Here is a 21,116-nt window from a genome sequence, read left to right on the forward strand (position 1 = left end):
AAAAGCGGGGGAAAAATCCCCCGCGCTTTCTATATTACCAGGTGTATTTCACACCCAGGTTTGCTCCCCAGTTCTGGTCAACGTCGCCGCCGCCCAGATAAGTCGCATCAGTGTAAGCACTGAAGTTTTTCGTGAAGCTGAACTGTGTGCCCAGTCCCACGCGAACCGCAGAGCCTTCCACGCCGTTATCAATGCTGTCATTGTTGATATCAGCATTGTTGTCGGCATCGTCATACACGTAAGCCAGTTTGAAGTAAGGCGTTAATGCCTGCTCGCCGCCGTAGTTGAAGGTATAACCTGCATCCACGCCGAGTTCATAACGCATACTGTCGTAAGACTGACCATCGATACGCATGTCGTTGCTTAGCTGGTAGTCATCACCGGACTGGAACAGGCCAGAGATCGCCGCGTAAGGCGTGACGTAGCCAGACAGGTTTGGTTTCCAGTCATAGCCCAGTTTCATCCCGAAACCAACGGCGTCAGTCGTGGTATTACCGTCAACATACTGACCGTTGCTCATGGTAGCAGAGAGGTCGTTGTTGAAGCGGGTGTAGCTCAGGGAGCTGTCGAGGAAGATGTCGTTCATGAACTTCGCCGACGCGTAGATCATCGCAGTCTGGCTGTCCTGATCGACCTGACCAGTACGATCGCTGATATCACCCTTCGCGAAACCAGCCGCACCACCGACAATCCACTTCGCGTTATTACCGTCGATCTGAGTATCCAGACCTACCATAATGCCGCTTACGTCCTGATCGTAGCTAACGGTGCCATTATCCGCGTCAAAGTTGCCGCCGAAATAGCTCACCCATGCGCCGCCGTTATCTGCCAGGCCATGACGGCTGTTGGTCAGACGGGTACCCACGGTATCCTGTTGCAGATTCCAGATGTTGGTATTAGCAGAAGGAATGCTCAGCGCCATGTTGGCGTAGTCAGTCAGCTCTTCCTGCTGGAGAACAACGGTGTCGCCCTTCTGCTGCGCCTGATAGGTGTATGCACCTAAATCAGCTTTGTTTGCCGCAGTAAAGCTGGCAGCGGTATCCGCGTTATTGTCATAGACGCGAACGATCTCTTTGTTTTCGTAGTCAGCTACGGAGCCTGCGCCGGTCGCATCGTCGATGCGCACTTTATAGTTACCGGCAACGTCACCGTTCACCGCCAGATGGCCGTCAGAGTTCAGCGCGACAACACCATAGTCGTAATCCGCTTTAGAGCGATCGTTGGTGATATAGCGTGCGTTGTTCAGGTCGCTGTTCAGCACATAATCACGGCTGGCAACGTTAAGCACACCGCCATCGGTCAGCACCATATTGTGCGTATCAACCTGACCCAGACCCAGCGCCAGCTCTGCACCGTTGTCCACGGTAATGGTGTTGGCATACAGCTCAGCTGTCTCTTCAGTGAGTGCAGCACGGCTGTAGCTATCCAGATACAGGCTGTCGGTAGCCACACCACCGCTGTCGCCAATATTCAGGCTAGACGCATTGGTCAGGGTGATGGAATCTGCCAGCAGGCCGGAGTTTTCAACATTGACCTGAGACTGGTTGTTCACCGTCAGCGCGTCGATGTTGGAGATCTTACGGGTATCCCACTCGGAACCGTTATCCAGCGCCACGTTGAACAGGCCGCTCTGATAAACTTCTTCACCTGCAACATGACCGTTGCTGTCAAAGGTAGAATCAGGCCAGATGCTGTTTGGAGAAAGCGTGTGCCAGTCTACATCGCTGTAGCCTTCACCATACATCTGCGCCGTGCCGATGGCTTCAACGCTGGACTGCGCGGCACCCACCCATTTACTGCCGTTGGTCAGCGTGACATCCAGCTTGTCGGTATCATCCCAGCCGTTGGTAGTTGGGTTATAGACGCCGTCATCGGTGGTATCCGTTGCCGGATCGCCATTCTCGTAGAAGTTGTTATCAAAGGTGCTGGCGAAAAGGATGTCGCCGGTAATGGTAGAGTGATCGAAGGTAGCGGTGGTCTGCATAGCGTTATCAGACGCGCCAGCAACAACGATCAGCGCCGCATCATCCGCAGCCGTGGCGTTGGTTTCACCGTAGTCGCTCGGCTTCGCCGTTTGACCGTAGAAGCCACTGGTACCCAGATCGCTGTACGCACCAGAGGTCAGCACAGAATCTTTCACCACCAGCGTATCGGTAAAGATATTGCTGCTGTTAGCAACGCCTTCAACACCGTCGTATGGCGTGTTATCCAGCTCCTGATAACCCTGCGTCAGCGTGATGCCCGCGATATGGGAGTTGTTCTGAATAACGATGTCAGATTCAACGTCCAGCGTGATCGCGTTACCCAGACCATAGGTGTCCAGATAATGCGTTTCAGTGGTTTCACCATTGACGACATCGTAGGCGTAATGCTCGTAGGTATCGTTGATGGTGGAGTTATCAACAGTCAGGCTAAAACGATCATACTGGGTATGAGTGGTACCGTCAGTATCCACGCCATCTGCACACGTCGTGGTCATACACTCTGACGTGATCATGCCGTTAATGGTGCTGTTAGAAATACTCAACGCGTTCGCACGGCCATTGACACCATCATCCAGATAGTATGTCGAAATAACTCCGTTTACGGTTGATTTATTGATGACTGGATAAATGTCACCATCATGTGTGGCATCTGAATAATCCCAGTCAGCATAACCATAATACCAGGGCGTGGACGCGGTATTGTCATAGCCAAAAGTATTATATGTTGTGCCGGATATATCTTTCGCATTGGCCTGAGAAGCGATAGCCAGTGTGCAGGCTAATGCAAGTTGTGATACAACCAGTTTCTTTTTCCATGTTTGCATTGGGTCATCCCTCCTCAGGGACGTAAGCAAGTTTGTCCATCAAATCATTTAGCAACATAAAATTGCGGAAGGAATTATGCAGTTTCAGTTCGAAAAGGTTCAATGAATGATTCCATTAAGTCCGTATTCAGACAAATAAGCTTGTAAACCCAGGACAATATCAATCATTATGAATAAATATTATAAATTCAACTGATTGCAAACCACTTTAGTTGCTTTGGCACATATAATAAAAAGCAATAAATCATTAATATTTATAATCCCGAACCAATATAGAAACCTCACCAATATTACATATCACACTGAACACCAGAATAAGCTTTATAATATAGACAAAATACATACAGCGAATATTAGTCGATTTCAAAAATCTAAAAGACAACTTTAGTAAAACACCGCTCCCTGCTTTCAGGTACACTATACCTCTTTGTTCCACAAACATCAGGCATACCATGACCGATTTAATTGCACGTCCCCGTCGCCTGCGCAAGTCTCCCGCACTGCGCGCCATGTTTGAAGAGACAACACTGACCTTAAACGATCTGGTGTTGCCGATTTTTGTTGAAGAAGAGATCGATGACTACAAAGCCATCGACGCGATGCCGGGCGTGATGCGCATTCCTGAAAAGCATCTGGCCCGCGAGATCGAACGCATTGCGAATGCGGGCATCCGCTCGGTGATGACGTTCGGTATCTCCCACCACACTGACGCGACCGGCAGCGATGCCTGGAAAGAAGACGGCCTCGTCGCCCGCATGTCGCGCATCTGCAAAGAGAGTGTGCCGGAGATGATCGTCATGTCCGATACCTGCTTCTGCGAATACACCTCTCATGGCCACTGTGGTGTGCTGTGCGATCACGGCGTGGACAACGATGCGACCCTGCTGAATCTGGGCAAGCAGGCGGTAGTTGCCGCCGCTGCGGGTGCGGATTTCATTGCGCCTTCTGCGGCAATGGATGGGCAGGTACAGGCGATCCGTCAGGCGCTGGACGCTGCGGGCTTCACCGACACCGCCATCATGTCCTATTCCACCAAATTTGCCTCCTCTTTCTACGGCCCGTTCCGTGAAGCAGCCGGCACGGCGCTGAAAGGCGATCGTAAAACCTATCAGATGAACCCGCTGAACCGCCGCGAAGCGATTCGTGAGTCTCTGCTGGATGAAGCCCAGGGCGCTGACTGCCTGATGGTGAAACCGGCTGGCGCATACCTGGATATCCTGCGCGACATTCGCGAACGCACCGAACTGCCGCTGGGCGCCTACCAGGTGAGCGGCGAGTACGCGATGATCAAATTCGCCGCGCAGGCGGGTGCCATCGACGAAGAGAAAGTGATCCTCGAAAGCCTGGGGGCGATCAAACGCGCGGGCGCGGATCTGATCTTCAGCTATTTCGCGCTGGATCTGGCTGAGAAGAAAATTCTGCGTTAATCCGCTTTAGCGCCGGGTAACGGCTTCGCCTTACCCGGCCTGCTCTCTGCGCTAATCTTCACCAAACTGCAATACAAACGACATCTCCTCCTTCTACTGTCTGGGCAAGACGGCAGGAGGAGTGATCAATGTTTAGTCTCGACAGCGTTCTTGATGACCTTTGGCCTCAGGCGAGGCCCGCACCCTGGCAAAAAAGTCTGTTAAAAAGACTGCTTCACGAAGACGAATTTCAGCAGTTTGCCGCCAGCCACCGTCACCTGAAAGGGCTGGATATGGTGGAGCAGGTACTGGAACACCTTGATATTCACTGCTCCGTTTCCGCCCGCGACCTCGAACAAATCCCCGAACACGGCCCACTCATTGTGATAGCGAACCACCCCACCGGCACCCTGGATGGGCTGGCGCTGCTGTATGCCGTTTCCCGCGTGCGCCGCGACGTGAGGGTTGTTACCAACAGGATGCTGTCCCACCTTGAGCCCCTCAGTTCATTATTTATTCCCGTAGATAATATGGGCGGCAGAACCGCAAAATCCTCGCTGATACAGATGGAGCAGCACCTGCAAAACGCCGGCGTGCTGATCTTCTTTCCGGCGGGCGAAGTTTCCCGCCCAACGCGCAAAGGCATCCGCGATAAAAAATGGCATCCGGGCTTTATCAAGCTGGCCGGCAAACTACGGGTGCCGCTACTCCCGGTACATATCCAGGCGCACAACAGCCTGCTGTTTTATGCCAGTACCCTGGTCTCGCCAACGGTATCCATGCTGCTGCTGATGCAACAGATGTTTCGCCGCCGTCACAGTCAGTTGCCGATCAAAATCGGCCAGCAGATTGCCTGGAATGACCGGTTTAGTTCTACCCTTTCATCGCGTGAGATGGCCGAGCAGTGTCGTCAGCACGTGATACGTCTTGGCAAGGGATTGCCTGGCGTCTTTAAAACCCAGTGCGCCATTGCCCGCCCGGAAGACAGGGCGACGCTCAAGCGCGAACTGGCGCAGGCCGAGTGTCTGGGCAAAACCAGCGGTGGTAAGGCCATCTATCTTTGGCAGCGCAACGGGCAGGAAGAGGCGCCTCTGCTGCGCGAGCTTGGGCGGCTGCGCGAGATTGCCTTTCGTGCCGTGGAGGAAGGCAGCGGGAAGCGCCGGGATACCGACAGCTACGATGATGACTATCTGCACCTTATTCTGTGGGATGACGATGACCTGGAGATTGTCGGCGCGTACCGCTTTATGCCAACGGCCATGCAGGTGGAAAAGCGCGGCGTCGAGGGGTTGTACAGCTACAGCCTGTTCCACTACGACGAAAAAATGCAGGACATACTTGAGCACGGTATTGAGCTGGGGCGCAGCTTTATACAGCCGCGCTACTGGGGGCGTCGCGGTCTGGACTATCTGTGGTCAGGCATTGGCGCCTATCTGGCACGCTATCCCCATTACCGTTACCTGTTTGGTCCGGTGTCCATCTCCGGCGGCTTACCGCCTGCCGCACGGGATCTGCTGGTGGCGTTTTATCGTCTCTGGTTTCCGGCCAGCCATCCCTTAGCCGCCTCGCGTCAACCCTACCCGGCCTCACTTCCGGACGTGCTGGCACAGTTTGGCGGAGTGGATTACGTGGATGACCTGACAAAGCTGAAATCCCTGCTCGGCAACCTGGGTTGCGGCATCCCGCCGCTCTACAAACAGTATTCCGAGCTATGCGAACCCGGCGGCGTGCAGTTTATCGATTTCGGCAGCGATCCGGCGTTCAATAACTGTATCGACGGGCTGGTGCTGGTGGATCTGTGTTATCTGAAGGCAAACCGCTATCAGCGGTATATAGAAGCACACCTTTAGCTCCGTTGCCCGGTGGCGCTGCGCTTACCGGGCCTACAATTAAACGTAGGCCGGGTAAGGCAACGCCGCCACCCGGCAATCAAGGCGCACGGTAAAACGGTTTATCCCCCAGGATCGTCGCCCGCTGCATAATCCTTCGCTGCGGCAGGTAATCCGCATTGGCGTAATGCTGCGTGACGCGGTTATCCCAGATCGCCAGATCGTTCTCCTGCCAGCGCCAGCGCACCTGGAACTCCGGTTTGGTGATGTGTGCGAACAGGAAGCCGAGCAGCGCCTCACTCTCTTTTTCCGCTACGTCCACGATACGCGTGGTAAACCCTTCATTCACAAACAGCGCCTGCTTTCCGGTCACCGGATGGGTACGCACCACCGGGTGCAGCAGCGGGGGATGTTTTGCGACCGCATCCAGCCAGCGCTGGTGCTCCTCTTCGCTTTTGCGGTACTTGTACTCCGGGAACGATTTTTTGAAGTCATGCTCCGCCCGCAGGCCGCTCAGCAGAGTCTGGAGCGGCGCGGAGAGCGCCTCAAACGCGGCAATCCCGCTGGCCCACAGCGTATCCCCCCCCGTCTCCGGCAGCTGTTTTGCTGCCAGAATCGCCCCGGCTGGCGGTGTGTCGATAAAGGTAACGTCCGTGTGCCAGTTGTCATTATCGGGCGGGTTATCGTTATGGGTGTCCAGCACGATAATTTCCTCCACCCCTTCCGCATGCGGGTAGACCGGATGGATATGCAGGTCGCCAAAACGCAGGGCCAGCGCGCGCTGCTGCTGCGGGGTAATGGCCTGTTCACGCAGGAATACCACCTGATGACGCAGCACCGCGTGGTACAGCTGCTCAAACTGGTTATCGCTCAGCGGACGGGTTACGTCCAGGCCCGACACCTGCGCGCCAATATATGGCCCCAGCGGGGTAATGGTCAGTCGTTCACTCATTGTATTTCTCCATGCCAGGGCGTCAGGCGACGCTGTAGCGCGCGCAGTCCCAGTTCTAATCCAAAGGCAATCGCGGCGATCACCGCGATCCCTGCCAGTACCACGTCAGTCGCCAGGAACTCTCCCGCCGACTGCACCATAAACCCAAGGCCGCGCGTGGCGGCTATCAGCTCTGCCGCCACCAGCGTAGACCAGCCCACCCCAAGGCCGATGCGCAGCCCGGTCAGTATCTCCGGCAGCGCGCCTGGTAAAATGACGAACAGCAGTATCTGCGCGCGGCTGGCGCCGAGCGACTGCGCCGCACGTATGCGTACCTGCTGCGCACTTTTTACGCCAGCCAGGGCCGACATGGCTACCGGCGCAAATATCGCCAGGTATATCAGTAAGATCTTTGACGTCTCGCCGATGCCAAACCAGATCACCATCAGGGGCAGGTAAGCCAGCGGCGGGACGGGACGGTAAAGCTCTATCAGCGGGTCGAGAATGCCGCGTACCGTCGGGCTCAGTCCCATCGCGATCCCCACCGGAACGCCAATAATGACCGCCGCCAGCAGCGCCACCAGAATACGCATCAGACTGGCGCCTAAATGCTGCCAGAGCGTGGCATCCATAAAGCCCTGCGGCCCGGCGATGGTAATCAGTTTTTCCAGAACCTGGCCTGGCGGGGGCAGAAACAGCGGGCTGACCCACTGCTGCGCGGCAACCGCCCACCATACCGCCAGCAGCACCACCAGCGTGCTGAGGCTTAAGGTGAGCTGGCGAGAGAGCGGCCAGCGTAAGGCAAGGCGCGTCCGCCGCGTTTTTTCACTGAAAACAATGCTCATGAGAACGCCTCCCGTTGCTCAAACACGCGGCTTAAGACGTATTCACGCTGTTCAATAAACAGCGGATCGGATTTGATGCTGCGTACCGGCTCTCCCGCTACATAGCGGCGGGCAAACTCAAGCGGCAGGCGCTCCAGCACGCGTCCCGGCCCCGGTGAGAGCAGCACCAGCTCGGTCGCCATAAACACGGCCTCTTCGATATCGTGGGTGATTAACAGCACCTGCTTGCCGGTTTCGTGCCACAGGCGCAGCAGCAGGGTTTGCATCTGCTCGCGGGTGAAGGCATCCAGCGCCCCGAAAGGTTCGTCCAGCAACAGCAGCTGTGGGTTAGCCGCCAGCGCGCGGGCGATCCCGACGCGCTGACGCTGCCCGCCTGAAAGCTGCCAGATAAAGCGTTTTTCAGCCCCCTCCAGCCCGACCTTTTTCAGCATATCGCGCGCCGTATTCAGGCGCTGTTCACGCGCTACACCTGCCAGTTGCAGACCAAACGCAACGTTTTCCTGAACGTTTCGCCACGGGAGTAATCCTTCATTCTGGAAGACCACGCCGCGCTCTGCGCCTGGCCCCGTAACCCGTTTCCCTTCCAGCTGGATCGTGCCGTGCTGATACGGTACAAACCCGGCGATCAGGTTCAGCAGCGTCGTTTTCCCGCAGCCGGACGGCCCCAGCACCACCAGCAGTTCACCGCTGTCCAGCGTCAGGTTGATCTCTTCCAGGGCGGGTTTGCCGCCGTAATCGGCAGACAGGTTTGTAATGTTCAGCATTGCAGCCCCCTTATTTCACAAAGCGATCGGTCACGAACTGGCTGTAATCCGTCGCCACCGCAGGCACTTTGCCCTGCTCTTTCAGGAACGTCGCAGTGTCGACAATCGCTTTGCTCACCGGCCCGTTCAACTGCTGGACCTGCTGCGCAGGCGTCAGATAGGTGTTGCCTTTTACCAGCCCCGGCACGTCAGCTTCCGGCACGCCGCTCAGACGTGAGAGTTTCTCCAGGTTGGCGGGCTGTTTCAGCCATTCATCCGGGTTGCTGATGTATGGCTGCTGTGCGTCGATGGCGCTTTTGGCGAAGGCTTTCACCACTTCAGGGTGTTTCTCGGCAAAGTCCTTCCGTACGACCCAGACGTCAAGGGTTGGCGCACCCCACTGCCCCACTTTTTCGGAGTCGGTCAGCACGGTGCCCTCTTTTTCCAGCTCGTTGACGGCGGGCGCCCAGACGTATGCTCCGTCGATGTCGCCACGCTGCCAGGCGGCAATAATCGCCGGAGGTTGCAGGTTAATGATCTGCACCTGGCCCGGCTTAATGCCCCAGTGTTTCAGCGCTGCCAGCAGGCTGTAATGCGTGGTGGAGATAAACGGCACCGCGATGCGTTTGCCGATCAAATCTTCGGGTTTCGTGATGCTTTTCTTCACCACCAGCGCTTCGGAATTTCCGAGCTGCGACGCCAGCAGGAAGACTTCAATCGGCACCTGCTGGCTGGCGGCCACCGCCAGCGGGCTGGAGCCCAGGTTGCCAATCTGCACGTCGCCCGAGGCTAACGCCCGCACAATCGCCGCGCCGCTGTCGAACTTGCGCCAGTCGACATTCGCCCCGCTCGCTTTGGCAAAGGTGTTGTCCGCCTGCGCGACTTTCGCCGGCTCAGCGGAAGTCTGATACGCGACGGTGACGTCCACCGCCTGCGCCTGAAATGCCCACAGCGCCAGTGCGCCGAGAAGTGTGATCCGCGATGAAATTGCCATAATGTCTGCTCCCCTTGTTGTTATGAGGGCAGTATTTCCGGCGCGAGAATTTTGATAAAGGAATAAAAAAGAATCGCTAATGACGATTCGTTTTTAGAAAAAAAGCGGGAAAGGATAGTGAATTTTGTGCGTTTGTTTCTCCGGGTGGCGCTGCGCTTACCCGGCCTACGGTTCGTGCAATTTGTAGGCCGGGTAAGGCGCAGCCGCCACCCGGCAAAGACCTCAGCGCTGAACCGTCAGCGCAGCAATATCCTGCGGCGTGGTGCGACAGCAGCCGCCAATCAGCTTCGCACCGGCATCCAGCCACTGCGGTAAATACCCCGCCAGCGTCTCGCAGGCGTCACCATGGTGATGCCAGGTTTTGCTCACCGCATCATAATGCTCGCCGGAATTCGGATAGACCACCAGCGGCAGCGACGTCAGGCTGTGCAGATGCGTCAGCGCAGCGGTGGTGTTTTCCAGCGCGATACAGTTGATCCCCAGCGCGACAACCTCTGGATAGCTTTCGAGCGCAGAAACGACATCCCGCAGCGGCGTCCCGTCACTCAGATGCTCGCTGTCACGCAGGGTAAATGAGAACCATGCCCGGGCGCGAGGATACGCCGTCAGCATCGCCGCCAGCGCCTTAATCTCCGGGAACGAAGGCAGCGTTTCACAGGCCAGCAGATCCGCGCCCGCATCCAGCAGCGCCTCCACGCGGGGACGATGGAACGCGGTGAATTCTTCAGCTCGACGCACGTAATCGCCGCGATATTCAGAACCATCGGCAAGGTACGCGCCGTACGGCCCTACCGACCCCGCCACCAGCAGCGTGCCCGCCTGCGCATTCTCTGCCAGGTACGCTTCCCGCGCTTTGCGTGCCAGCTCTACGCTTTTGCCAATCAACGCCCGGGATTGCGCCTCGTCCAGCCCGCGTGCGGCAAAGCCCGCAGGCGTGGCCTGATAGCTGGCGGTAATCGCCACCTGTGCCCCCGCGCGGTAGTAGTCGAGGTGCACGTCACGGATCAGCTCCGGGTTCTCCATCAGCACTTTGGCCGACCAAAGGCTGTCGGCAAGGTTACAACCGCGCGCTTCCAGCTCCGTTGCCATTGCCCCATCCAGCACGACAAACGGCTGGTTTTCAAGGAGGGCGGTAAGCGGATTATTCTGCGACATGTTCAGGCTCCTGCGTGGTCAGGTTTCGGGTCAGGTAGTACGCACCATAACACAGGGCGACAAACGGAAGCCCGCAATAAAGGGCAATACGCTGGCTGGGGTCAAACCACAGGCCGACGCAGGCCACCAGGCAGAGGATAAAGCCAAGCACGGGCACCAGCGGATACCATGGCGCGCGATACTGCAACGCCGAAAGCGGCTGCCCGGACTGCACGTAACGGCGACGAAACACGAAGTGTGACGCGCAGATGCTGATCCACACCGCCACCACCGCAAAACCGGAAATGGCTGACAGGGCCACAAACACCGTATCCGGCGCGACCACGCTGGAGAACAGCGCCAGCACTCCGCCCAGCATGGAAACGGAGAGCGCCGTCAGCGGCACGCCGTTTTTGTTGACGCGGGCAAAGCAGCGCGGCAGCGTTTTCTCGTTAGACAGAGACCACAGCATACGACCAGAGGCGTACAGGCCCGAGTTCGCCGCCGAGAGGATCGCCGTCAGGATCACGAAGTTAAAGATATCCGCCGCATACGGAATGCCGACCTTTTCAAACACCAGCACGAACGGGCTTTTCTCCACACCAGCCTGCTGCATCGGGATCAGCGCCGCCAGCACAAACACGGTGCCAATAAAGAAGATGATGAGCCGGGCGATGGTGGTGCGAATAGCAACCGGAATAACCTTGTGCGGGTTTTCCGTTTCTCCTGCGGCGATGCCGATAAGCTCCGTTCCGGAGAAGGCAAAGTTGACCGCCACCATGGTCATCAGGATCGGCAGACCGCCGTGCGGGAACCAGCCTTCGGCAGTAATGTTGCTTAAGCCCGGCGCCGTCGAACCGTCCTGCATCGGGATAAAACCGAAGATCGCCGCCCCGCCAAGAATAATGAAGGCGATGATGGTGATGACTTTCACCAGCGAGAACCAGAATTCCCCTTCAGCGAAGAAGCGCGTGGAAATGACGTTAAGAGCAAAAATCACCACGCAAAAGACGACGCACCACGTCCAGACGGGAACCTGCGGGAACCAGTACTGCATACAGAACCCGGCTGCGGTAAAGCTCGATCCCAGCGCCACTGTCCATGTAAGCCAGTAAAGCCACGCCACGGTATACCCTGTCGCCGGGCCGAGATAACGAGCGGCGTAGACGTGGAACGCGCCGGTTTCCGGCATCGCCACGGAAAGTTCCCCCAGGCATTGCATAACCAGCCAGACCACCAGCGCACCGATAAGATACGCCAGCAGCGTGCCCGCCGCGCCAGTTGTCGAAATGATGTATCCGGTATTGAAGAATAACCCTGTGCCAATAACGCCACCCAGCGAGAGCATAATCAGGTGACGGGTTTTCATGGTGCGCTTAAGCTGCCCGTTTTGTTGTTCTGTTTGCATATTACCTTCTAAACGTATGGACATCTAAACATCCAAAGAAGGGTGTTATACCGCGATTGTTAACAAAAAGCCACCCGGCATGACTTCGGCGCAATTATTGGTAAATCCTTAAATCAGTTCTATAGTCGACACAGTTTCTTCTTCACCAGGACTCACTATGCGATTTAACGGACTGACCAAAGGTTTCTTTATTCTCATCCTGGCCCTTGTTACCTGGGCTTTCTTTGACGTGTTGTCACCCTACTTCTCGGCGATTCTGTGGGCCGCGATCCTGACCATCATTTTCAACCCGGTGAAAAACAAACTGCGTACCGCGCTGGGCGATCGCAACGGGCTGGCTTCCCTCCTCACACTCGGCATTATCTGCCTGATCGTGTTTATTCCGTTGATGGTGATCCTTTCCTCGCTCGCGGTGGAACTGAACATGGTTTACACCAAGCTGCAACAGAACAACACGCAGTTCCCGGAAGTCATCGCCGGTATCTTCAACCGCCTGCCGGACTGGGCCAGCGGCTTCCTGGCGGATCACAACCTGACCAACGCCGCGCAGATCCAGAAGAAGCTCTCCGATGTCGCGTTACAGGGCGGACAGTATCTGGCGGGAAGCGCGTTCCTGATTGGTAAAGGGACGTTCGGCTTTGCTATAAGCTTCGGCATTATGCTGTACCTGCTGTTTTTCCTGCTCAAAGACGGGCCCTATCTGGTGCGCCAGATCCTCGACTCGCTGCCGCTGTCTGACTTCGCCAAACAGCACCTGTTCGCTAAGTTTGTCGGCGTCTCACGAGCCACGGTAAAAGGTACGGCGGTCGTGGCAGTGGTTCAGGGTACGCTTGGCGGTATCGCCTTTGCCATCGTCGGTATTGACGGTAGCGTACTGTGGGGAGCGCTGATGGCGTTCCTCTCCCTGGTGCCCGCCGTCGGCTCGGCTATCGTCTGGGTTCCCGCCGCGATCTTCCTGTTTGCCACTCACCAGCTGTGGCAGGGTCTGTTCATTGTGGGCTTTTTTGTCATTATCGTCGGGCTGGTGGACAACCTTTTACGTCCGCTGCTGGTGGGCAAAGACACCAAAATGCCGGACTACCTGATACTGATCACCACGCTCGGCGGTATGGAGCTGTACGGCATTAATGGTTTTGTTATTGGGCCGCTGATTGCCGCCCTGTTTATCGCCTGCTGGAACCTCTTCTCCGGCCGCGACCACGCAGGCAACGCCGAGGAGCTGGACGCAGACTTTATCGAAGAGGGAAAAAACCCTCCGGATCTCTAACGAAACGCGTTTTGTCAGGCGGCCCTGTGCCGCCTTTTTTTTCGCGATAAATCAGGGGTTTTCTATAATCTGAAATGAACGCTCTTCCACATTTGTCGTAGAAGGATCCAACAGGTGCGAATCGCCACGATCACAAACTGGGCCTATGGTGTCACGGTGTGCCTGACCATTGCCTCCGGTATCGTCATGCTGATGGCTTCCCATGCCGACAACGTAGAGCGTCAGGCTGTTAAGCAACGACAAATTTTTGACCAGCTTACGGAAGAGATTGAAGCAGAAACCTGGATGCTCTCCGATTTAGCGCGCCTTTACGCCATCAAAAAAGAGCCCGATGTGCTGAAAGCGTACCAGGCGAAAGAAGGTGAACTGAAGAATATTGAACACAAAGTGGGACAGTTAAAAGATACGGGCGCAACGGGCGAAGAGCTGGCGCTGCTGTATGAAGGGCTGAAGATTGTTGATGGCCTACAGGATGAACAGCAGGCAGCAATTGCCAGCGTCGCCCGGGGTGAGGAACAACAGGCCATTGCGTTACTCTTCGGCAAAATCTACGAACTTGAAACGGAACGCGCCCAGAGCAAGATTGACCATTTTCGTATGCTGCTGGATAAGCGCATTATTGCCGATGTCCAGGCAGCGACCAACACGTCGAAAACGCTGCGTACCGCCTCAGAGGTGATGGTCGGCCTGACCGCCCTGCTCTTCTTATTCGTGATGGGCTTTATTCTCAAGCACCGCGTGCTGCGGCCGGTAGTGCGCCTCAGCGATGTGGTTCACCGCCTGGCCTCACAGGATTACGGCGTCGAAACGCCCAATTTCAACCAGGTCGATGAGATAGGCGATATGGCGCAGGCCATTCGCATTTTCCGCGAGAACGGGCTGGCAAGGCAGCGGCTTGAAAAAGAACGCGACGCAGACTGGGCCATCCGCGAGCTGCTCGCGCGAATGACCCAGCGCTTGCAGGGGTGCGAGAACGTCAGCGACGTGATTGAGGTGGCAGAGCTGTTTGCTCCCAACATTGCGCCGGGTATCGCCGGACGTCTGTATATTCTGGATCGAAACCCGTGGAAGATGCGCTGTGCGGCGGAATGGTTATCTCCACAGGGAGAAAAAAATGCTTTCCACCCCGATCAATGCTGGGCCATACGCCGTGGTCAGAGCCACCCACCGGTCAACGGCGAGCCGGATATCGGTTGCCAGCATCTGCCTGAATCACAAAAAGACAGCTCACTGTGCGTGCCGCTCATTGCGCAGGGGGAAGCCATTGGTTTGCTGTCGTTTCAGAACATCACGCCTGAAACGGCACCGTCCCGCGCATATCTCGAATTAATGGCGGAAGCCCTGGGTCTGGCGCTGGCCAACCAGCGTCTGCGCGATGCCCTGCTGGAAAAAGCGCTATTCGACCCGCTCACCGGCTTGCGTAACCGTCACCACCTGGAAGATACCCTGCGCACTCAGATAGCTCAGGCAATGCGCAATGATGAGCCGATGAGCTGCATGATGATCGACATCGATCACTTTAAAAGCATTAACGATCGCTTCGGCCATGAGGCTGGCGATCATGTGATTAAGAGCGTGGCGACAATCGTTCAGCGTGCCGTGCACGATGCCGGCCTGGCCTTCCGCTTTGGTGGCGAAGAGTTTCTGGTGCTGCTAACGGGTGCGGATGAGGAAGCGGCTCACGCCTGCGCAACGGAGATTTATAACGGCGTCCATACGCTGTCGCTGCGCTATGGGCTTGCTGAGATTGGCCCGGTGGATGTGTCGATCGGGATCGCCAGTTACCCGCAGCACGCCCAAAGCGACGACCTGCTGCGCGCAGCAGATGTGGCGCTTTACCGGGCGAAAGAGCTGGGGCGCTCGCGGATCGTCAGTTTCAGCATGCTGGAGACGGGTTAACCGAAAATCCCTGCCAACGACGTCAGAGGTATGCGCACTCTCTTATTCCCTCACATTGAGGGTGCGTTATCATTCTTTGTACAAATAAATCAATCTTAACGATGCCACCATTGATAAAAAATGGGGGTGCGTAAATATATCAATAAATCAAAGCGATCATTTTTTAAACCCGGGTGGCTAATTACACTGAGTTTTTATGTTTTAAAAAACGTAAGCTCCAGCCAGAGGTCTGCAATCACGGGGCAAACAACGATTATCCATTTGATTTTAATACATTTAATGAAGTATCGTTTGCAAAAAGCCGTGGCGTTCAACAAAATAGACAAACTTATAGGATAATTAACTTATAATTCTTATACTTCTGATAAAAAGAGGAGGCCAATATGCGAATAATCCTAATGCTGTGCTGCTTTTTGGTACAAAGTTTAAGCTGGGCTGGCGAACTGCCAAAGCCTGTGGGCAAACCCATCTTAACCATTACCGGTAATATAGAAAATACGAACGAAAATGGAAAAGCCGTTTTTGATATTGCCAGCCTGGAAAAACTGGGGATGGTGAGTTTCCAGACGACCTCTCCCTGGTATAATGGCCGCACGAAATTTGAGGGTATCCCGATGCGCAAACTCATGGAGTATGTGGGTGCTAAGGGTTCTGTTCTGAATGTGGTTGCACTCAATGATTATACTACCGTCATCCCTCTCAGCGACTTCCAGAAATACAACGCCATCCTGGCGTTAAAGGTCAATGGCGAATATATGCGCATCCGCGATAAAGGTCCGTCATTCATCGTCTACCCTTATGACAGTCTTCCTGAACTCAATAATCAGATTTATTACTCGCGATCGGCATGGCAGGTCAGCAAAATGAAGATTGAATAGTAGTTCAGGAGAACATAATGAACAGGATACTGGTTGGTATCATTTTTTCTCTTTTTATCACTACGGGATATATAGCATTTCTTGTCTACGATCGTCAGCAAGAGTTGCAAAAATTGACTCACTACACTGAGTCCTGGTCTGTAGCCCAACTGGTATCTGAATATTACCGATTTGAATCATGGATTGGACTGTACGCAACCGAGACTGATGACGTTACGGTAGACCAGGTTCGCATGCGCCTGGAAATCATGCTGAGCCAGAATGATTTATTGAAAGAGGGCGGCCTGGGTCGTTATATAAACAGCGCGAAAGCGCATCAGGCGCTCGCCTTACGCCTGGAAAATATACTGAACTATCTGGATGGTAATCTTGAGAAAATGAGCCGTTCAGAGTTAAAGCTCTATCTGAAAAATATGCATTTACTGGATGCACCGCTAAGCCAGCTTTCATCAACGGCTTTAACAAAAGATGTTAATACAATCAATGAAACTAACCTAAAAATACAGGTTCTATATTATATTTATTCAGCACTTTCGCTGTTACTGGTTATTTTAAGCTTCATACTGGGCTTTTTGATTATCTATCAAAATAAAAACATTCTCAAAGCACATACACAGGTTAAAACTCTGGCTGAAGAACTTCAGCTGTCCAAAGAAACCCTGCAAATCCAGAATACAAAACTGGAATACGATGTTTATCATGACTCCCTTACCGGCATGAAAAACCGTCTTTTCTTCTGGGATGATCTCAATAAACTTAATCTACAGGCTGAGGAAAAACATATTTCGGTCACGGTGATGTTATTCGATTTAGACCGGTTCAAAGAGGTGAATGATACCTACGGTCATGATGCTGGCGATTTACTGTTACGTGAGGTATCCACGCGCCTTAACGCTTTGAGCCGCTTTTCAGAGACATTTTATCGTTTGGGCGGCGACGAATTTGCGTTTCTCTCCAGTGGCTTAACCGAAGCCGCAGCCGTTTCACGCGCGCGAGAAATCAGTGATAGCATCAGCAAGCCCTATACAATTAATAATCAACTTATAAAAATAGCCACCTGTGTGGGTATTGTTTTATCGGATAACGAACGACGTTCAGATTACCTTTATAAATTTGCCGATCTGGCGCTCTATGAAGCCAAGAAAGAAGGTTCTCAGCAAATCAAAGTCTTCCGCCAGCGAATGCTACAGAAGTTGCAGGAAAGCAGAACCCTTGAAAATGATATGGCAAGAGCAATAGAGAATGATGAGTTTATTGTTTATTACCAGCCTATTGTGAATTCCATCAGCAAGGAAATTTACGGCTATGAAGCGCTTATTCGCTGGATGCACCCCGTCAAGGGGATGCTCTCCCCGGATAGCTTTATTTTCGCCGCTGAAAAAACAGGCATGATCAACGAGATAGGTAAAACTGTACTTAAACTGGCCTGTAGGGAGGCGGTCTCCTGGGCTGTTCCGGCCAGGATCTCCGTCAACGTCTCGCCTGTTCAATTGGGCAGCAAATCATTTATTAATACGGTGCAGTCCGTTCTGGCTGAGACCGGGCTCCCGGCTAACCGTCTTGAGTTAGAGGTCACAGAGTCTTCCCTCTTCAGTGACAGAAATAACCCCATTGCGATCCTCAAAAAACTACGCTCACTGGGCGTAAGAATTTCTATTGATGATTTTGGCACAGGTTATTCGTCGCTCTCCAGACTCAGCGAACTGAATTTTGATAAAATCAAGATCGATAAATCTTTTGTCAATCCGATATCTACGCAAGAAGATGCGCTTAATATTGTGAAGCTGATTACCGGTATGGCTAAAAGCCTCAATATGGGCGTCATAGCTGAGGGGGTTGAGACCGAAGAGCAGCTTGAGCGGCTTCAGGCTCTGGGTTGCGAGCTTGTGCAGGGATATCTTTTCAGCAAACCACAGCCTCAGGTCGACAGCAAAATTAAGAGCGGCCAGGAATGATCCCCTCTCCTCAGCCCGATACCAACCGGGATCACATTTTTCGCCCCTGGGTATTCACTGACAATAACCAGGTGTTATCATTCACCCCGTAAATACCTATCAACTCAAACCGAGGCTTTGATGCTGGAGAATGTAATCATCCGATAATCAGCTTCCCGACCTTTCCAGGCCGGACTGATTATCAATGCGCCGAAATCGTATGCGGACACCGCTGTGTGTTTGCACGTTTTGCACATGATGATTAAACAGGTTTTCCAGTATGAATTTATCCCGTCAGGAACAACGTACCTTACACGTTCTCGCCAAAGGTGGCCGTATTGTGCACGTCCGCGATAACTCTGGCCGCGTCACCGCCGTTGAATGCTATAGCCGCGAAGGGCTACTGCTGGCTGACTGCACGCTCGCCGTTTTCAAAAAGCTCAAAACCAAAAAGCTGATCAAATCCGTTAACGGTCAGCCCTACCGCATTAACACTACGGGGCTGAACAATGTTCGCGCTCAGCCTGATAATCGTTAAGGAGAGGATGATGGATATCCCACTTATTTTTACTGTTAGCGAAAGCGAACACCGCATTCATAACCCCTTTACACCAGAGAAGTACGCGACGCTGGGCCGGGTGTTACGCATGAAGCCAGGCACACGCATTCTCGATCTCGGCAGCGGCTCGGGAGAGATGCTTTGTACCTGGGCACGTGATTACGGTATTACCGGTACCGGCATCGACATGAGCCCGCTCTTCACCGCGCAGGCCACGCGGCGCGCAGAGGAACTCGGCGTCAGCGAACGCGTCCATTTCATTCATAACGACGCAGCCGGCTACGTCGCGAATGAAAAATGTGACGTGGCGGCCTGCGTTGGCGCAACCTGGATTGCGGGGGGCGTAGCCGGGACGATGGATCTGCTGGCAAAAAGCCTCAAGCCTGGGGGAATAATGCTCATCGGCGAACCGTACTGGCGTCAGGTACCCGCGACGGAGGAGATAGCTCAGGCCTGCGGCATCTCGTCGATTGCAGACTTTCTCACTCTGCCCGGTCTGGTTGCGTCTTTCGATCAACAGGGCTATGACCTGGTTGAAATGGTGCTGGCTGATCAGGAAGGCTGGGACAGGTACGAAGCCGCAAAATGGATGACCATGCGGCGCTGGCTGGAGGAAAACCCAGATGATGACTTCGCGCAGGAGGTTCGGGCGGAGCTGACGATAGCGCCTGAACGTCATGTGACGTACACGCGGGAGTACTTTGGCTGGGGAGTGTTTGCGTTAATGGCGCGATAATATGGCGCTGGCGGTATAGCCTTTAGGGTTATGCCGCCGATCAACTTCTTTGAGGTACAAAACGATGACGCGAAAATGTGCAGCCAGCTGCCATGATCTGAGAACGAGATTTTCTGGAATGCAGGGCAACTACTGATTTAGATGGTGCGATAATAGGAACCAACAAACGAATACATGACACTGATTTTAAAACAAAATTTAATATCGAAGAATAAAACTATACACATCACTATACACATTGGCGGTAGCGTTCATTTTTTATACTGAAAAACTGTCAGTAAAAAATCTTTTTTTGCATTTAACTGTTCACACTGTTCACCTCGATTATTTCCCATTTTAAATCATGACGTTAAGTGGTGATGAGTTGGTGAAGAGTGAACAGTCGACTCTTCACCTTTATGATTTTGTACGCTCAGGATGCACCGGGTCAGGCTACGCGGGGGTAAAAAGTTTATTTAGGTTTTACTGCTCACTCTGTTCAAGTTTAATTTTATAATAATTTCAATTGGTTACTTGGCAATTAGACAGTGAAGAGTCGATCGTTCTTCCGACAAGATATTTATGTATAAAAAGAGCGGCCGTTGCCGGTCTGAGGAAAGTGAAGTTGCAGCAGGCTCACCGCGCGCCTACGGCCACTGAGGAAAAAATTCATTATTTTGTTAAGACCCAGAACTTAATGAGATAATGTCCAAATAGTTGGCATCATGTATCTATCTCCGTGAATGGCCACGTAACATTATTCATAACTTAACCGGAATATTAATCAGATATGAGTGAGTTTCTTCTGGGGGTTCTTGCGAGCCTTGTCGCAGGTGTGGTTGTTTTCATCCTAAAAATTATTTGGCCAAATCTTACTGACAAATGTCTCTACAAAGGCGTTCGTGTTGAAGGTATGTGGGATGTGATGGAAGAGCGTAGTGGCAGATCTTTAAAAGTTGGGAGGCTAGAGCTAAAACAGCGTGGATGCCGCCTAACCGGCATAAGCTCAAGAACCAAAACTCGTGATGGTAAAAATTCAGATAGGAAATTCAATTACCACGGTTTAATCAATGGTAATCAGGTAACGTTGGTTTTCGAAGATGCACTGGGTGTTGGTTTTGACACAGGAACCTATGTTTTCACTGTCTACAACGATGGTACGACAATGGTTGGCATGGCTACTTTCCACGGTAAAAGAGAGAATAAAATTATTTCGGAGCCAAGGATATTACGAAAGACGGTGGCTTAATTCTGAACCATGTGCCATTGCTCTAGATAAAAAGACCGGCGATTGCCGGTCTGAGTGGGTTATGTCGCTGCGGTTTCATCGCACTTCGGCAGCCAGTCGCCGTTGCTGTCTTCCCTGAGCGTCAGGTTGGTTTGCGTCCCCTGTTTGGTGTGCCGCTTCTCGTAGTTCATCCCGTACTCTTTCAGCATCATCGGCAGCCCCAGCCCGAACATTTTCAGGCTCAGCACATGCTTGTAACCGTTGGCCTCCATATAAACCAGATAGGCATGATAGAGATAGTTACGGGGCTGTCGCGGGATGATATTGGCGTTCCCCATAAACATTCCGTTCGTCTGCGGCAGCGCTTCCAGATAGCCGCAAAAATCAAACGTCGGGTCAGCGTCGCGTTTGATGCTGAGTGCTGAGAGATCCCCTCATAATTTCCCCAAAGCGTAACCATGTGTGAATAAATTTTGAGCTAGTAGGGTTGCAGCCACGAGTAAGTCTTCCCTTGTTATTGTGTAGCCAGAATGCCGC

General features: G+C 53.6%; 17 protein-coding genes and 1 pseudogene. 9 read left to right on the forward strand and 9 right to left on the reverse strand.

Annotated elements, in window-relative coordinates:
- Positions 1-34 precede the first annotated feature (34 nt).
- Positions 35-2,809, reverse strand: a complete 2,775-nt coding sequence (locus ACOTX5_RS09935) for an autotransporter outer membrane beta-barrel domain-containing protein (protein WP_032652677.1) — start codon at positions 2,807-2,809, stop codon at positions 35-37.
- A gap of 452 nt (positions 2,810-3,261) precedes the next feature.
- On the opposite strand from ACOTX5_RS09935, the gene hemB reads away from it, so the two are divergent.
- Both hemB and ACOTX5_RS09945 read left to right on the forward strand, forming a co-directional pair.
- On the forward strand, positions 3,262-4,236 hold the full coding sequence (gene hemB / locus ACOTX5_RS09940; RefSeq protein WP_015571323.1) for a porphobilinogen synthase: 975 nt from the start codon (positions 3,262-3,264) through the stop codon (positions 4,234-4,236).
- Positions 4,237-4,364: 128 nt separating this feature from the next.
- Complete coding sequence (locus ACOTX5_RS09945; RefSeq protein WP_045911123.1) at positions 4,365-6,065, forward strand: lysophospholipid acyltransferase family protein; 1,701 nt, start codon at positions 4,365-4,367, stop codon at positions 6,063-6,065.
- Between the two features lie 79 nt (positions 6,066-6,144).
- Here ACOTX5_RS09945 and tauD read toward each other — a convergent pair whose 3' ends face one another.
- The 6 genes from tauD to mmuP all read right to left on the reverse strand — a co-directional run bounded on the left by tauD (position 6,145) and on the right by mmuP (position 12,099).
- Entirely contained in the window at positions 6,145-6,996 is an 852-nt protein-coding gene (gene tauD / locus ACOTX5_RS09950) for a taurine dioxygenase (protein ID WP_017694443.1), read from the reverse strand.
- Entirely contained in the window at positions 6,993-7,820 is an 828-nt protein-coding gene (gene tauC / locus ACOTX5_RS09955) for a taurine ABC transporter permease TauC (RefSeq protein ID WP_045911124.1), read from the reverse strand. The genes tauD and tauC overlap by 4 nt, the downstream gene beginning before the upstream one ends.
- Positions 7,817-8,584, reverse strand: coding sequence for a taurine ABC transporter ATP-binding subunit (gene tauB / locus ACOTX5_RS09960; RefSeq protein ID WP_015571326.1), 768 nt, complete (start codon positions 8,582-8,584; stop codon positions 7,817-7,819). The genes tauC and tauB overlap by 4 nt, the downstream gene beginning before the upstream one ends.
- Positions 8,585-8,594: 10 nt before the next feature.
- The gene (gene tauA / locus ACOTX5_RS09965; RefSeq protein WP_045911125.1) at positions 8,595-9,557 is read right to left on the reverse strand and encodes a taurine ABC transporter substrate-binding protein; all 963 of its coding nucleotides are present in this window, start codon (positions 9,555-9,557) and stop codon (positions 8,595-8,597) included.
- Between the two features lie 222 nt (positions 9,558-9,779).
- On the reverse strand, positions 9,780-10,712 hold the full coding sequence (gene mmuM, locus ACOTX5_RS09970) for a homocysteine S-methyltransferase (RefSeq protein ID WP_063438772.1): 933 nt from the start codon (positions 10,710-10,712) through the stop codon (positions 9,780-9,782).
- Entirely contained in the window at positions 10,699-12,099 is a 1,401-nt protein-coding gene (mmuP, locus tag ACOTX5_RS09975; RefSeq protein ID WP_045911126.1) for an S-methylmethionine permease, read from the reverse strand. Before mmuP ends, mmuM begins: the two co-directional genes overlap by 14 nt.
- A 157-nt stretch (positions 12,100-12,256) precedes the next feature.
- Between mmuP and ACOTX5_RS09980 the strand changes: the two genes are divergently transcribed.
- The 7 genes from ACOTX5_RS09980 to ACOTX5_RS10010 all read left to right on the forward strand — a co-directional run bounded on the left by ACOTX5_RS09980 (position 12,257) and on the right by ACOTX5_RS10010 (position 20,600).
- A complete protein-coding gene (locus tag ACOTX5_RS09980) occupies positions 12,257-13,366 on the forward strand; it encodes an AI-2E family transporter (RefSeq protein ID WP_017383139.1) in 1,110 nt (369 codons plus the stop codon).
- Positions 13,367-13,480: 114 nt separating this feature from the next.
- Positions 13,481-15,265: a diguanylate cyclase gene (locus tag ACOTX5_RS09985; RefSeq protein ID WP_045911127.1), complete on the forward strand. Its 1,785-nt coding sequence runs from the start codon at positions 13,481-13,483 to the stop codon at positions 15,263-15,265.
- A 383-nt stretch (positions 15,266-15,648) separates the two neighbouring features.
- Positions 15,649-16,143 carry a molybdopterin-dependent oxidoreductase gene (locus ACOTX5_RS09990; protein WP_023303170.1) on the forward strand — a complete coding sequence of 165 codons (495 nt, stop codon included), beginning with the start codon at positions 15,649-15,651 and terminating at the stop codon, positions 16,141-16,143.
- A gap of 17 nt (positions 16,144-16,160) precedes the next feature.
- A complete protein-coding gene (locus ACOTX5_RS09995; RefSeq protein ID WP_047727239.1) occupies positions 16,161-18,098 on the forward strand; it encodes a putative bifunctional diguanylate cyclase/phosphodiesterase in 1,938 nt (645 codons plus the stop codon).
- Between the two features lie 259 nt (positions 18,099-18,357).
- Positions 18,358-18,615: a YjhX family toxin gene (locus ACOTX5_RS10000; protein ID WP_017694448.1), complete on the forward strand. Its 258-nt coding sequence runs from the start codon at positions 18,358-18,360 to the stop codon at positions 18,613-18,615.
- Between the two features lie 10 nt (positions 18,616-18,625).
- The gene (locus tag ACOTX5_RS10005) at positions 18,626-19,372 is read left to right on the forward strand and encodes an SAM-dependent methyltransferase (RefSeq protein ID WP_045911129.1); all 747 of its coding nucleotides are present in this window, start codon (positions 18,626-18,628) and stop codon (positions 19,370-19,372) included.
- Positions 19,373-20,141: 769 nt separating this feature from the next.
- A complete protein-coding gene (locus ACOTX5_RS10010) occupies positions 20,142-20,600 on the forward strand; it encodes a hypothetical protein (RefSeq protein WP_063438771.1) in 459 nt (152 codons plus the stop codon).
- A gap of 59 nt (positions 20,601-20,659) precedes the next feature.
- Here the strand turns inward: ACOTX5_RS10010 and ACOTX5_RS10015 are convergent.
- Positions 20,660-21,001, reverse strand: a pseudogene (locus ACOTX5_RS10015) (winged helix-turn-helix domain-containing protein); the annotation flags it as partial.
- Positions 21,002-21,013: 12 nt separating this feature from the next.
- Positions 21,014-21,116 (reverse strand): hypothetical protein (locus tag ACOTX5_RS10020; RefSeq protein ID WP_223230349.1); only part of this gene is annotated, 103 nt, incomplete at its 5' end.

The sequence above is a fragment of the Enterobacter cloacae complex sp. IR5441 genome (assembly GCF_049238215.1).
GTDB classification, from domain to species: Bacteria; Pseudomonadota; Gammaproteobacteria; order Enterobacterales; family Enterobacteriaceae; genus Enterobacter; species Enterobacter hormaechei_C.

What these genes read in the sequence shown, in the direction of transcription:
- ACOTX5_RS09935 (WP_032652677.1), bottom strand. Translation starts at nt 2,809, where the DNA reads ATGCAAACATGGAAAAAGAAACTGGTTGTATCACAACTTGCATTAGCC.
- hemB (WP_015571323.1), top strand. Translation starts at nt 3,262, where the DNA reads ATGACCGATTTAATTGCACGTCCCCGTCGCCTGCGCAAGTCTCCCGCA.
- ACOTX5_RS09945 (WP_045911123.1), top strand. Translation starts at nt 4,365, where the DNA reads ATGTTTAGTCTCGACAGCGTTCTTGATGACCTTTGGCCTCAGGCGAGG.
- tauD (WP_017694443.1), bottom strand. Translation starts at nt 6,996, where the DNA reads ATGAGTGAACGACTGACCATTACCCCGCTGGGGCCATATATTGGCGCG.
- tauC (WP_045911124.1), bottom strand. Translation starts at nt 7,820, where the DNA reads ATGAGCATTGTTTTCAGTGAAAAAACGCGGCGGACGCGCCTTGCCTTA.
- tauB (WP_015571326.1), bottom strand. Translation starts at nt 8,584, where the DNA reads ATGCTGAACATTACAAACCTGTCTGCCGATTACGGCGGCAAACCCGCC.
- tauA (WP_045911125.1), bottom strand. Translation starts at nt 9,557, where the DNA reads ATGGCAATTTCATCGCGGATCACACTTCTCGGCGCACTGGCGCTGTGG.
- mmuM (WP_063438772.1), bottom strand. Translation starts at nt 10,712, where the DNA reads ATGTCGCAGAATAATCCGCTTACCGCCCTCCTTGAAAACCAGCCGTTT.
- mmuP (WP_045911126.1), bottom strand. Translation starts at nt 12,099, where the DNA reads ATGCAAACAGAACAACAAAACGGGCAGCTTAAGCGCACCATGAAAACC.
- ACOTX5_RS09980 (WP_017383139.1), top strand. Translation starts at nt 12,257, where the DNA reads ATGCGATTTAACGGACTGACCAAAGGTTTCTTTATTCTCATCCTGGCC.
- ACOTX5_RS09990 (WP_023303170.1), top strand. Translation starts at nt 15,649, where the DNA reads ATGCGAATAATCCTAATGCTGTGCTGCTTTTTGGTACAAAGTTTAAGC.
- ACOTX5_RS09995 (WP_047727239.1), top strand. Translation starts at nt 16,161, where the DNA reads ATGAACAGGATACTGGTTGGTATCATTTTTTCTCTTTTTATCACTACG.
- ACOTX5_RS10000 (WP_017694448.1), top strand. Translation starts at nt 18,358, where the DNA reads ATGAATTTATCCCGTCAGGAACAACGTACCTTACACGTTCTCGCCAAA.
- ACOTX5_RS10005 (WP_045911129.1), top strand. Translation starts at nt 18,626, where the DNA reads ATGGATATCCCACTTATTTTTACTGTTAGCGAAAGCGAACACCGCATT.
- ACOTX5_RS10010 (WP_063438771.1), top strand. Translation starts at nt 20,142, where the DNA reads ATGAGTGAGTTTCTTCTGGGGGTTCTTGCGAGCCTTGTCGCAGGTGTG.